This is a genomic window from Croceitalea sp. MTPC6 (genome assembly GCF_036985525.1).
Lineage (GTDB): Bacteria > Bacteroidota > Bacteroidia > Flavobacteriales > Flavobacteriaceae > Croceitalea.
Genome location: NZ_BTGR01000001.1, coordinates 467,348 through 480,505, shown reverse-complemented (window position 1 = coordinate 480,505; position 13,158 = coordinate 467,348). Strand labels below are relative to the sequence as shown.

At 36.4% G+C, this 13,158-nt stretch carries 15 protein-coding genes; 13 read left to right on the top strand and 2 right to left on the bottom strand.

The features are described from left to right. Position 1: 1 nt before the first annotated feature. Entirely contained in the window at positions 2–1,024 is a 1,023-nt protein-coding gene (locus AACP56_RS02250) for a DUF3089 domain-containing protein (protein WP_339333891.1), read from the bottom strand. 59 nt (positions 1,025–1,083) lie between these two features. Between AACP56_RS02250 and AACP56_RS02245 the strand changes: the two genes are divergently transcribed. Together AACP56_RS02245 and AACP56_RS02240 are read left to right on the top strand one after the other, a co-directional pair. Further along, on the top strand, positions 1,084–1,665 hold the full coding sequence (locus tag AACP56_RS02245) for a M23 family metallopeptidase (RefSeq protein ID WP_339333893.1): 582 nt from the start codon (positions 1,084–1,086) through the stop codon (positions 1,663–1,665). After that, positions 1,650–1,982: a hypothetical protein gene (locus AACP56_RS02240; protein ID WP_339333895.1), complete on the top strand. Its 333-nt coding sequence runs from the start codon at positions 1,650–1,652 to the stop codon at positions 1,980–1,982. Before AACP56_RS02245 ends, AACP56_RS02240 begins: the two co-directional genes overlap by 16 nt. Positions 1,983–2,006: 24 nt before the next feature. Here the strand turns inward: AACP56_RS02240 and AACP56_RS02235 are convergent, their stop codons facing one another. Next, a complete protein-coding gene (locus tag AACP56_RS02235; protein WP_339333898.1) occupies positions 2,007–2,888 on the bottom strand; it encodes a thermonuclease family protein in 882 nt (293 codons plus the stop codon). 227 nt (positions 2,889–3,115) lie between these two features. Here AACP56_RS02235 and AACP56_RS02230 point away from each other — a divergent pair, with 227 nt between their 5' ends. From AACP56_RS02230 to coaE, 11 genes are all read left to right on the top strand, one after another. Further along, the gene (locus tag AACP56_RS02230) at positions 3,116–3,652 is read left to right on the top strand and encodes a DUF6913 domain-containing protein (protein ID WP_339333900.1); all 537 of its coding nucleotides are present in this window, start codon (positions 3,116–3,118) and stop codon (positions 3,650–3,652) included. Beyond that, positions 3,652–4,542, top strand: coding sequence for a 4-hydroxy-tetrahydrodipicolinate synthase (dapA, locus tag AACP56_RS02225; RefSeq protein WP_339333903.1), 891 nt, complete (start codon positions 3,652–3,654; stop codon positions 4,540–4,542). The genes AACP56_RS02230 and dapA overlap by 1 nt, the downstream gene beginning before the upstream one ends. A gap of 116 nt (positions 4,543–4,658) precedes the next feature. Continuing rightward, positions 4,659–5,483: an outer membrane protein assembly factor BamD gene (locus AACP56_RS02220; protein WP_339333905.1), complete on the top strand. Its 825-nt coding sequence runs from the start codon at positions 4,659–4,661 to the stop codon at positions 5,481–5,483. Positions 5,484–5,503: 20 nt separating this feature from the next. After that, positions 5,504–5,830 carry a DNA-directed RNA polymerase subunit omega gene (locus AACP56_RS02215; RefSeq protein ID WP_339333907.1) on the top strand — a complete coding sequence of 109 codons (327 nt, stop codon included), beginning with the start codon at positions 5,504–5,506 and terminating at the stop codon, positions 5,828–5,830. Between the two features lies 1 nt (position 5,831). Beyond that, on the top strand, positions 5,832–7,037 hold the full coding sequence (coaBC, locus tag AACP56_RS02210) for a bifunctional phosphopantothenoylcysteine decarboxylase/phosphopantothenate--cysteine ligase CoaBC (protein WP_339333909.1): 1,206 nt from the start codon (positions 5,832–5,834) through the stop codon (positions 7,035–7,037). Then, positions 7,030–7,920 (top strand): type IX secretion system protein PorD, encoded by an 891-nt coding sequence (gene porD / locus AACP56_RS02205; RefSeq protein ID WP_339333912.1) that lies wholly within the window; start codon positions 7,030–7,032, stop codon positions 7,918–7,920. The genes coaBC and porD overlap by 8 nt, the downstream gene beginning before the upstream one ends. 48 nt (positions 7,921–7,968) lie before the next feature. Next, the gene (recN, locus tag AACP56_RS02200) at positions 7,969–9,627 is read left to right on the top strand and encodes a DNA repair protein RecN (protein WP_339333914.1); all 1,659 of its coding nucleotides are present in this window, start codon (positions 7,969–7,971) and stop codon (positions 9,625–9,627) included. A gap of 78 nt (positions 9,628–9,705) precedes the next feature. Continuing rightward, complete coding sequence (locus AACP56_RS02195; protein WP_339333917.1) at positions 9,706–10,518, top strand: enoyl-ACP reductase FabI; 813 nt, start codon at positions 9,706–9,708, stop codon at positions 10,516–10,518. 59 nt (positions 10,519–10,577) lie between these two features. Further along, positions 10,578–11,585 (top strand): glycosyltransferase, encoded by a 1,008-nt coding sequence (locus AACP56_RS02190; RefSeq protein ID WP_339333919.1) that lies wholly within the window; start codon positions 10,578–10,580, stop codon positions 11,583–11,585. Positions 11,586–11,589: 4 nt separating this feature from the next. Next, complete coding sequence (locus AACP56_RS02185; protein WP_339333921.1) at positions 11,590–12,546, top strand: CdaR family protein; 957 nt, start codon at positions 11,590–11,592, stop codon at positions 12,544–12,546. Then, positions 12,543–13,124 carry a dephospho-CoA kinase gene (coaE, locus tag AACP56_RS02180; protein WP_339333923.1) on the top strand — a complete coding sequence of 194 codons (582 nt, stop codon included), beginning with the start codon at positions 12,543–12,545 and terminating at the stop codon, positions 13,122–13,124. The genes AACP56_RS02185 and coaE overlap by 4 nt, the downstream gene beginning before the upstream one ends. The last annotated feature ends 34 nt before the right edge of the window (positions 13,125–13,158 follow it).

Genomic DNA, 13,158 nt, shown 5'->3' with positions numbered 1-13,158 from the left:
ACTATTGTTTGTTCCTTAAATATTGTGTCACCCTTTCTTTTGCATTTTCTTTGATGTTCATATAGTAGAAATTAATATCCGCTACGTGATAATTCTTTCGTCTAAAAAGAAAACTCCATGGAAACCTGGGTTTCTTTGCCCATAAAATCCCATCGTGGACTTGGGCATCTACCCGTTGTGGTAAGACCTTATTAAAATCGCGTAGTATGGCTCCTAAATTTTTGTTTTTAGATACGTACGTAGTATCAGTTTTCCAACTTAAAGGATTGGTCACCAAAATAGAGTTTCCCAATGGTCTGTCATCTGGCAAATGGCCTCTTTTAAATGTTCGCCAAGAAATTACACAACCTAAATCGTTGGAACCTTCACAAGGAAAAATGGTTTTAAAATAGTCTTTTGGTACAGGTAAACCAATTAAATAAGCAGCTACTAATTGTTGTTGCAAAGGAGTATTATCAAAGAATTCGCGGATTAGAGGTCCCGCATGTGTCGTCCCTTGACTATGACTTGCTATTACAATAGGTCTACCGTTATTGTAATACTTTAGATAATGTTCAAAAGCATTTTTCACATCGGAATACGCTAACTCAAATGCTTTCTTTGCAGACGCTTTATCATCTGTGCTATAGCTTACTAAATGGGCCTGGCGATAACGAGGTGCAAAAACCCTACCTGCGGCATTAAAAGCACTAGCTTGAAACTGTATGGTGGAGTTATCAACTTTTTTGTTTAATTCTAAGTCAGTAATACTCGGGTTCCAAGATAAATCTTTCCCTTTGCCATTATATATTGTTGGATGAATAAAAAACACATCTGCCCTTAATTGTGTTGATGCAGTCCTATCCGAACCGGGAATTTTATCTGAATTATCCCTTTTGTCAGGATGTGCAGCCCAATGCAGTAAATTAGAATAATCAATAGTGGCAATTTTAGGAGGGCTATAGGCATTGGAAGGACCATAGGTTTTACAAGAAGTAAATTGTAAAATGATAAATAGTAAGAGAAGGGGTAAATATCTATTCATATCGCCTAATTTAGAGAAACATTTGTAAAACAAAAACGAAAATAAGTCCTAACTAAATAATGATTACCAATACCACACGTAGATTCTGGTACGTTATCCTTTCAAGTTTTGCCTTACTGGTGCGCTATAGGTATATAAAAAAATGGTTTTGGTTGCCTTTACTTGTTATTTTCATAGGTTTTATAATTCCTCAAAAAATGATGATCCCTGTTAAAGGAGCCGATTTAAGTAGTTGGGATGTCAATTCTTTTTGGGCATATCCGTGGGGGAGTTCCATTACTCACAAAGGGATAGATATTTTTGCTGAACGAGGAACACCTGTCATTGCATCAACCAAGGGATTAGTAATTTACACCTATGAAGGCGGAAAAGGGGGAAAGTCAGTTATGGTTTTGGGTCCCAAGTGGCGTTTTCATTATTATGCCCATTTAGATGAAATCAAAACGTTTCCATTCAAACCATTAAAAAGAGGGACTGTTATTGGCACTGTTGGCGATACTGGTAACGCAAAAGGAAAACCTACTCATTTGCATTATGCAATAACAACACCTTTTCCATATTTTAATTTATGGGACGATGATGCCGTTCATGGATGGAAGAAAATATTCTATTTAAATCCAGATATTTGGTTGAGACCTTAAGGTTGAAAATGATGATAAAAGACTACAAAGAGTTTGAAAAGACTTTAAATAATGATGCTCCTTGCAGCGACTGGTCCCTGGCTTTAAAAGCTCTTTGGTATGCAGCAAACAATAATTGGGAGGCATCACATGAAATCGCACAGGATTTATATACCCCAATTGGTAGTTGGATTCATGCGCATTTACATCGAGTTGAAAGTGATGAGTTTAATGCAGGGTATTGGTATAGGCAAGCTAGGAAACCATTTTCTAAGTCATCTTTTAAAGAGGAAATAAGAGAGATTTTGGAAACAGTTTTAAGGTGTGAATCCAAATAATTGGACCCATACCTTAAACCTATATTACTCTGCAGCCTGTAGATTAAGTTCACCAACAGCTTTTCTAATATCATTACCCCATATAAATAGACGGTCATAGGGTTTAACTTTGTGGTACCGTTGCGGATTGTAGACTTTTAAGGTCGTCATGTCTACACAATAGCGTTGTACCCATTTATTTTCATTAACAAAAAAACCTTCAGATGCTTTTGCTTTTTTACATTGTGCATACAGCTTCATGCACATTCGATACTCATAAGCAGTCAGCATTTTTGGGTCTGCCCAAGCCCCCAGATTATTTTCAAAAGCATCTTTTGTACCCTCCCGAGCTAAACGTAGGTCAGAATTTTTTGGTAAGTTAGGATATATGAGGATAGAAGAGGCCCATCCAGATTCCAGCAATAATAGGTTAAAGGTCTTTCGTTGGTCAAAAGTTACGGTTGCTAGCTCATTTTTAGTATAACTGGGAGCCACATAGGCTAATAACCGCCCATAACGGTCAAAATGTTCATCTGCTGAACGTACAAAAAGGCTTCTATTGTTTCCGTTTGGCTTTGCCAAACGCTGATTCATCAATTGTTTAAAAAATTCTTTCGCTGTAAGTCCTTGGTTAATATGTAATGTTCCTGCGTTGGTAAGTTTTGGTAGGAGCAATGCTTTTAGCTCAGGATCTATCCAAGCATCAAAATCCCCTGTTTCCAAAAGGGCTTTTAGTTCGTTGAGCTTATTGTTTGCTGTCGTCTCGCCACCTTGATAGCTGGTTTCAGGAGTATCAATGCCCAACATACGTATAGGCATTCTTACATATGGAGTATCACCATCCGCAGGATCTCCCGATTTACTTTTCTTGCCAAGTTGGTTTAGCTCTACGCCTTTTGGGTCCCAAAAAATAGGTATTTCCGCCATGATGATTGTTTTTTAATTTCTAAATGATATTTGTTTACTAAAGTTACTCAGAATATGACTCCATACTTACTATTTATGTATAGCTATCAATATTTCATGTACGAAAAGCGATTTATAAAATGTTATAAATAAAACAATTTGTTTATTTTTGAACAATCAATATCAATTATCTTTGTAATCATGAATGCAGGGATATTAATTACCTTTGTGAAAACGCACAAATTCAAATGATATTCAGGGCAATTCAAGATAAATTCAAGGTAAAATCTGGTCTCAAATATTTAGAGGATGAGTTAAAAAAGACTAGTAACGTAAGTACTAGAAAACCTGGAGTTTCGTCAATTGGATGTGTTGTGGATATGGACAAGTTTCCAGACCCAGAAGCATTTAACAAATTGATAAGTGATTTTTCCTTACAACCGAACGGTGTAAAAATTATAGGTTACAAAAAAGATGAAGGGGTGCATTCCCCATTTGGGATTCAGTTTTTTACGGACAAAGATTTGGGTTGGAACGGTACGATTGAGAATGGTTTTGTTTCAGAGTTTGTGGACAGGGAATATGATGTTTTAATTAACTATTATACTGATGACAAACTGGTATTAAAATTATTGTCTGTACGAACCAATGCAAGAATAAAAGTTGGTTTTCCTTCTGTGGATTCTAAGCTAAACGATTTAATAATTGATACCTCTATAAATAATTTTGACGTTTTTAAAACAGAGTTGAAAAAATATTTGAAAGTACTTAAAGAAATAAAGTAATGGAAGCGTTATCTGGAACAGGAGTGGCATTGGTCACACCTTTTACTAAAGATTTGTCGGTAGACACTAAAGCTTTAGAGCGAATTGTTGAGCATTGTATTAGTGGTCGTATAGATTATTTAGTGGTCTTAGGAACTACTGCCGAATCGGTTACGATTAGCAAAGAAGAGAAGGCCTTGGTTTGCAAAACGGTTAGCAACGCAAATGCAGGTAGATTGCCATTAGTGGTTGGCGTCGGTGGGAACAACACTTTAGCAATTATTGAAGAATTACAAACATTGGATTTGGGGGATTTTACAGCTATCCTCTCTGTATCCCCGTATTACAGTAAGCCAACCCAAGAAGGCATTTACCAACATTTTAGAGCGATAGCTAAGGCATCTCCCTTGCCCATTGTTCTTTATAATGTACCTTCCAGAACAGGCAGCAATATGTTGCCTGAAACCACCATTCGTTTAGCTAAAAACTTTAAAAATATAGTAGCCATAAAAGAAGCATGTGGAGATATGATGCAAATTGATACTATCTTAAAGCAAAAACCAAACGATTTTATGGTCATCTCTGGGGATGATTTTACAGCACTGCCAACAGTTTTGGCTGGAGGAGCTGGGGTTATCTCGGTATTGGGTCAAGGCTTACCTTTAGAATTTTCCAGGATGATAGAACTTGGACTTCAAGGTAACTCAGATGCGGCCTACGAAATCCACCATGCACTCTTGAACGGGATGCACTTAATTTTTGAAGAAGGTAACCCAGCTGGAATCAAAACTATATTTGAACATCTAGGATTTTGTAATGCTATTGTAAGGCTTCCTTTGGTTGAAGCCAGTTCCAGTTTAAAAAATAAGATTGGCCAATTTTTAAAGACATTACAGACCGCAACGGTTTAAGTAAGTTAAATCTTCCCTAAAACAATTGCTATTGCCTTTTGGAGGGTATATGTTTGTTGGGGATACTATTTTTTATATCCGTTGATAATCACTAATTTTGCAAAATATTTTTGATAATGAGGTCGATTTTATCCATACTTTTTTCCTTCATCTTTTTGGTTTCCTGTAATGAGTATCAGAAGGTGCTCAAAAATGAGGATGTTAAGGCCAAATATGATATGGCGGAGAAGTACTATGCAGATGGAGATTACAAGCGGGCTAAAAGATTATTTGAACAAATAGCTCCTAAATATGTAGGGAAACCACAAGGAGAACGGGTAATGTTCTTTTTTGCGGATACCTACTTTAAAACGGGAGACTATTATTTATCGGGATATCAATTTGAGCGTTTTATCAAATCATATCCTAAAAGTGATAAGATTCAAGAAGCGTCATATTTGGGGGCAAAGAGTTATTACGAGCTTTCCCCTAAATACTCTTTGGATCAAACAGATACGGACAAGGCATTGAGTAAGTTACAAACCTTTATCAATACTTACCCTGAATCCGAGTTTTTTGCTGATGCTAATGCAATGGCTCAGGAATTAACAACTAAAAAGGAGAAAAAGGAAATTGAAATTGCCAAACAATTTGATAAGCTAGGGGAGTTTAATTATCCAATTTTAGTCTCTGCTATTGCTGCTTTGGACAATTTTATCACAGATAATCCAGGATCTGCGTATCGTGAAGATGCATTTTACTACAGGGTAAAAGCCACGGCCAATTTAGCATTTAACAGTACTCCGCAAAGAATGCAGGAACGTCTTAAAGAGGCAATGGATGCATATAATGCTTTAATTAAATCCTACCCTGAAACAAAATATAGCAAAGAAGCAGATAACCTACATAAGAAACTAACTAAAGAACTAGAGGTATTCCAAGATAACGCGAATACCAAGTAAGAATATAGAATAGATTAAAAATGAACGATTTAAAAAACACAAAAGCTCCAGTTTCTACTGTAACTCATAATAAAAATGAGTTTGACTCTAAAACAGAGAATATTTATGAAGCTATTTCTATAGCTTCAAAAAGGGCTATTCAAATTAACTCCGAAATAAAGAAAGAGTTATTGGAGAAATTAGAGGAATTTGCTACCTACAGCGATAGTTTGGAAGAGGTTTTTGAGAACAAAGAGCAAATTGAAGTTTCTAAGTTTTACGAAAAATTGCCTAAACCACACGCTCTTGCTGTCCACGAATGGTTAGAGGATAAAATCTACTATAGAAATACGGAGAAAGACGCATAATATGTTAAGTGGTAAAAATGTCCTTTTAGGTATTACTGGGGGGATTGCTGCTTACAAAACAACTTTTCTTACACGATTACTGATAAAAGCTGGTGCTGAGGTCAAAATAGTTATGACCAAAAGTGCCAGCTCTTTTGTTTCTCCCCTTACACTTTCCACATTGTCCAAAAATTCAGTTTTGATGGATTTTGTTAATGAAGAAGATGGCAGTGTATCTTGGAACAACCACGTGGAATTAGGCTTATGGGCAGATATTTTTTTGATAGCCCCGGCTACTGCCAATACACTGTCCAAAATGTCAAATGGCATTTGTGACAACCTATTAATGGCTACCTATCTTTCTGCTAAATGCCCGGTATATTTTGCTCCAGCTATGGATTTGGATATGTACAAGCATAATTCTACAAAAGCAAGTATAGAAAAGCTTCAAGGTTTTGGAAACAATATGATTCCAGCGGAATCTGGTGAGTTGGCAAGTGGCTTGGTAGGCGAGGGGCGAATGGCAGAACCAGAAAATATTGTTGTATTTTTACAAAACCACTTGGCGGAAGGCCTTCCGCTTTCTGGGAAAAAAGTATTGATTACTGCTGGACCAACACACGAAGCGATAGATCCGGTACGCTTTTTGGGAAACCGTTCATCTGGAACTATGGGTTTTGAGTTGGCTAGAAAAGCAGCAGATTTAGGGGCAAAGGTTATCTTGGTTTCTGGACCAACAAAACTGTCTATTGGCCATTATGGGGTGGAACTAGTTCGAGTTACATCAGCTGCGGAAATGTATGAAGCAGTTCACAATCACTATAATACTATTGATATAGCGATAAGTGCAGCAGCAGTTGCGGATTACCGCCCAAAAACAATATCTAATCAAAAAATTAAAAAACAGGGAAATGATTTGCAGCTAGATTTGACAAGAACAAAAGATATTTTACTTTCTATGGGTGAACAAAAGAAAGGTCAATACCTGGTTGGTTTTGCATTGGAGACCGAAAACGAGAAGGAAAATGCTAAAGAGAAGTTGAAGCGGAAGAATCTGGATGCTATTGTTTTGAACTCTTTACAGGATAAAGGTGCTGGTTTTGGGGCAGGTACTAATAAAATCACTTTTATTGATAAGAATTTGTCCGTAAAAGCGTTTGAACTTAAGACGAAGACCGAAGTTGCTTCAGATATTTGGTCTGAAATTATCAGTAGAATCCATGCGTAAGTATTTATCCTTACTTTTTTGTTTGCTTTTTTGTGTGGTACTAGTTGGGCAAGAACTTAACTGTGAGGTAACCGTTAATTATGATCAGGTTGCCCAAACACGACCAGAAGTTTTTAAAACATTGGAACGTTCACTGAAAGATTTTGTCAATAAAACTAAATGGACCAACAGGACCTTTCAGGATAACGAAAAAATTAATGCAAGGATGTTCATTACGGTTGTCAAAGGCGAGGGAAATCGTTTTGAGGCCAACATACAGCTGCAATCTTCGAGACCTGTTTACAATACCTCTTACGAAACACCCGTCTTTAATTATAAAGACAATGCATTTAATTTCAGTTACCAAGAATTTCAACCAATAGTATTTAATCCAAATAATTTTGATTCCAATCTAGTAGGGGTAATTTCTTACTATGTATATATTATGCTTGGCTTGGATGCGGATACTTTCTCGTTGCAAGGTGGGGATGATTATTACAGAAGAGCACAAAACATAGTAACCCAAGCACAGGGGAGTAATTTTTCCGGTTGGGCACAGGAAACAGGAAAACGTACCCGTTTTGAATTGGTCGATAACCTATTGTCCAACACCTTTAGAGAATATCGTATTGCTATGTATAACTACCACAGAAAAGGTATGGATATCATGAGTGATAATAATAGTACTGGGAAACAGGTCATTTCAGGAAGTTTGCGTTTGTTTGAAACCCTTATCAAAAGAAGGCCAAACGCTTTTTTGATTCAAACTTTTTTTGACGCCAAATCCGAAGAAATCCAAAGTATTTTTTCCGATGGCCCAAAAGTTGATATTGTCCAACTCAAGGAAACCTTAAATAGAGTGGCCCCATTCTATTCCAATACTTGGAGTCAAATAAAGTACTAGCTTTTTTATTTGTAGAACACATATCTTTGCTGTTCTAAAATCAATTGAGTGCTTACCCATCTTTCAATTAAAAATTATGCCTTAATAGACGATTTGAATATCTCTTTCTCCAATGGTTTCACCACTATTACAGGAGAAACAGGAGCTGGAAAGTCAATTCTGTTGGGTGGATTGGCACTTGTTTTGGGAAAACGGGCAGATTTATCATCATTAAAAAGGAAAGACCAAAAATGCATTATTGAAGCTTCTTTTGATATTGAACGCTATGCATTAAACTCTTTTTTTGATGAGAATGATTTGGATTATGAAAGCCTATCCATTCTAAGGCGTGAAATTTTACCCAGCGGTAAATCCAGAGCGTTTATAAATGACACACCGGTTACTTTGGATATCCTTTCAGGATTGGGAGAACAATTGGTGGATGTACATTCACAACACCAGACTTTGCGGCTAACAGATAATGATTTTCAGATGAAGGTCATTGATGCTCTAGCAGACAATTCTATATACCTAGACCGTTATTCGGTAGCACTAAACGATTATCATAAGGCTTCAAAGGAGTTGCAAGAACTACTTGATTTTCAATTAAACTCTGATAAGGAATTGGATTATAATAGTTTTTTGCTTAAAGAGTTGGAAAATGCTCCATTGCAATTAGGTATTCAAGAAAAGCTGGAATCGGAATACGAAGAATTGAGTAACGTTGAAACTATATTGGAGCAATTAGCGAATTCTTATCAACTGCTAAATGCAGAGCAAGTAGGTATTTTGGACAGTATTTCTCTTTTACAGCAATCTGGTCAGAGATTAGCAGGCTTTGGAAAACAATTTGAAGGATTAAATGAACGTATACAATCCATTGCTATAGAAATTACAGACATTGCAAATGAGTTGGAAATTCAGCAGGATAGGGTAGAGGCAAATCCAAAGCGTTTGGAGGAGGTCAACAACCAATTACAATTGTTACACACTCTCTTTAAAAAGCACCAAGTATCCACTATTGAAGAATTAACGGAAATACAAACAAAATTAGCTTCAAAAGTTGATGCCTCTGTAAATATTGAGGCTAGAATTAAAGAAAAACAAACTGCTGTTTCGCAACAAGAGGGAGAGCTAAATAAATTAGCTGCAAAAATAAGGGAAAAGCGGAATGCCGTAATTCCAAAATTAAAAACTTTGCTACAAGAAAAGCTTTCTGCACTTGGTATGGCTTCAGCAACATTTAAGATTGAGATTTTACCATCTACAAGTTTTGGAACAAATGGAAAGGATGATTTAAACTTTTTATTTTCTGCAAATAAAGGGAGCTCTTATGGAGAATTAAAAAAGTTTGCATCTGGTGGCGAGCTCTCTAGAATTATGCTGACCATAAAATCTATTCTGGCAGCATATGAGCACCTTCCCACATTGATGTTTGATGAAATTGACACTGGGGTTTCTGGGGAAATTTCAAACAAGATGGGAGAAATCATGCATCAGATGAGTACAACCATGCAAGTTTTTTCAATAACACATCTTCCGCAAGTCGCATCAAAAGGAGTACATCAATACAAAGTATATAAACAAGAAGGTGCCACATCAACCACAACACATATGAAAAAGCTTACTGAAGAAGAACGTGTGAGCGAATTAGCGGAAATGCTTGGAGGAAAGTCACTTTCAGATTCTGCAATGGCCCATGCAAGGGAACTTCTACAAACGAAATAGCTTGTTAGGTAATTGTATAGCTATTTAATCAATGCTCAAATTGCTATATTTGCCCACTAAACCAACAATAAAGAATACATGGGTTATAACTTGTTAAAAGGAAAAAGAGGTATCATTTTTGGCGCATTGGACGAGAATTCAATCGCATGGAAAACTGCTGAAAGAGTACACGAAGAAGGAGGAACATTTGTATTGACCAATGCACCAATCGCCATGAGGATGGGCCAGATAAATGCTTTGGCAGAAAAGACAGGCTCAGAAATTATTCCTGCAGATGCTACAAGTGAGGAAGATTTGGCAAACTTGGTCTCTAAATCCATAGAGATTTTAGGAGGTAAATTGGATTTTGTGCTACACTCTATTGGGATGTCTGTTAATGTTAGAAAAGGACGTGCCTATACCGATGAGAAATATGATTTTACTACAAAGGGTTGGGATGTGTCCGCACTTTCTTTTCATAAAGTGATGCAATCGCTATACAAAGCAGATGCGATGAGCGAATGGGGCAGTATTGTTGCCTTAACTTACATGGCAGCACAACGTACCTTTCCTGATTATAATGACATGGCAGATAACAAAGCTTATTTAGAATCTGTCGCACGTAGTTTTGGTTATTTCTTCGGAAAAGAGAAAAAGGTACGGGTAAATACAATTTCCCAATCACCAACTCCGACTACAGCAGGGCAAGGCGTAAAAGGCTTTGATGGTTTCATCAGCTATGCTGAAAAAATGTCTCCGTTAGGGAATGCAACGGCAGCAGACTGTGCAGATTATACCATAACATTATTTTCAGATTTGACCAAGAAGGTAACCATGCAGAACTTGTTCCATGATGGTGGCTTCTCCAATACTGGTGTCAGCCAAGAAGTTATTGATGAATTTACAGAATAATAGAAACTAATTTGTTTTAAAGCCATCCAGAAAAGGGTGGCTTTCGTATTTATATGCGTATGCATGATTTAAGTTTTTCCTTCATCATCCCTGTTTTTAATAGGCCAGATGAAGTCCAAGAATTATTGGAGAGTCTTTCAAAACAAAATTATAACGAGCCTTTTGAAGTTGTACTGGTTGAGGATGGTTCTACATTAAGTTCAGAAGAGGTTGTTAACTCATTTAGCGACATACTTCAGATTTCTTACTACAAGAAAGAAAATACTGGGCCTGGAGATTCTAGAAATTATGGGATGCAGCGCGCGAAAGGTAATTATTTTATCGTTTTAGATTCCGACTGTATTATACCGCCCCAGTACTTAGCGGAAGCGACAAAAGAGCTAAAACGGGAGTATGTTAATTGCTATGGAGGGCCAGATGCAGCCCATGAATCATTTTCCTTGGTACAGAAAGCTATTAATTATGTAATGACATCTTTGTTCACTACAGGAGGGATACGAGGGAATAAGAATGCTCTGGATAAGTTCCAGCCACGTAGTTTTAATATGGGAATATCCAAGGAGACTTTTGAGGCAACCCAAGGTTTTGGCAATATACATCCTGGGGAAGACCCAGATTTGACTTTTAGAATATGGAAAGCGGGATACAATAGCCGTTTATTTCCAAAGGCATTCGTATACCATAAACGTCGTATTGATTGGAACAAGTTTTACAAACAAGTCAATAAATTTGGAATGGTAAGGCCAATCTTAAATAAATGGCATCCCGGCACAAGCAATCTTACCTATTGGTTTCCTACTCTTTTTGTTTTGGGATTAATTCTTTCAATTCTTATTTTTTTCTTAGGATTTTCATGGCCTATTTGGTGCTATGGAATATATTTCTCATTAATTTTTATTGATTCTCTTTTAAAAAACAGGAACCTTGCTATTGCAATACTTTCCATTTTTGCCACCCTTATTCAGTTTTTAGGTTATGGATGGGGTTTTTTAAAGTCGACCTTCTTGCTTAACTTTAACAATAAGGAAGCTGAAGAACTATTTCCAAAGCTTTTCTTTAAAAACTGACTTTGTGCTAAAAAAAATTATAAACGGGCTCAATAAAAGAAAAGTAAAGGTTTTTCTCTTGTTCTTGCTTTGTTCAGTTTTGGCATGGAGCGTCAGTAAACTATCAGAATCATATGAATCACGAGCCACATTTGAATTGGAATACACTAAATTCCCAGATTCCCTTTTGCTAAATACTACTGAAAAAGATTATACCAATGCAAAACTACGTGCTAGCGGTTTCCAATTTTTGAGGTACAGTATAAACCAAAAGAAAATCAAGATAGATTTAAGACAAGTAAACAATCATAAAAGCAATTACTTTCTCACAGAAACAGAACTGAAAGTTCAATTAGAAAGACAACTGCCAAATACAATTTCATTATTGGAGCTCGTAAGGGATACTTTTTTTGTGGATTTATATAAAGTTGCCCTAAAGGAAGTACCAGTTAACCCTAATATTACAATTAATGTAGCAACGAATCACATACTTGAAGGAGAATTGGAACTTAGTCCTAAAGTGGTTACTGTCAAAGGTCCTTCAAATGAAATCGCTGAAATTAATCAGATTTCAACTTTACCATTGGTTTTGAACGAATTGTCCACAAACTTCTCCCAAAAGCTCAGATTGATATTGCCAGAATCAACCAATAATACCCAGTTGCTTCAAGAATCTGTAGAAGTATCAGGCAAGATTGTAGAGTTTTCGGAGAAAGAGTTCAATATCCCAATAGGCTCAGAAAACGTTCCAGAAGGATTTCGCATTAAAAAATTTCCAAACAGTGTAGTCATAGTCTGCAAAGCCAGTATAGACAGGCTAAAAACCATGGAATCATCAGACTTTGAAGCTATAGTAGACTACGCGACTTTAGCTAATTCTTCATCAAAATATTTAAGTATAAAATTAAAGCGCAAGCCTAAAAGCGCTTATTCGGTACAATTATTGACCAATCAAGTTGAATTTGTTTTAGAAAAAATATGATTGTTGGTCTAACTGGTGGTATTGGAAGTGGCAAGAGTACAGTTTCCCAAATGTTCAGGGAGCTAGGAGTTCCTGTATACGACTCGGACACAGAAGCAAAGCTGCTTATGAATACTTCAAAAAGTATTAAAAAAGCAGTTATCGCATTGCTGGGTAAAGATTCTTATGTAGATGGGGTTTTAAACAGAGATTATATTTCGAACAAGGTGTTTAAAAATGAAGAACTCTTATTAAAATTGAATGGAATTGTACATCCAGAAGTTAAAAAACACTTTATGGCTTGGAGCGTTAAACAAAATACTCCATATGTAATTCAGGAAACTGCGCTCATTTTCGAGAATAATGCCCAGGGCAACTATGATAAAGTAATTTTGGTGACCGCACCGATTGAGGTACGTATCAATAGGGTGGTAAACAGGGATAAAGTCAGTGAAGGAGGAGTGTTGAGGAGAATATCCAATCAACTTACCGATAGTGACAAAAGACCTTCATCTGATTATGTCATAGAAAATATTGATATAGAAGCTACTAAAAAAAGTGTAAAGGATATTCATGATCAGTTAGTTGATCAAGCATAAATAAGCGCACAATTTTAACATTTTTGTTAAGGTT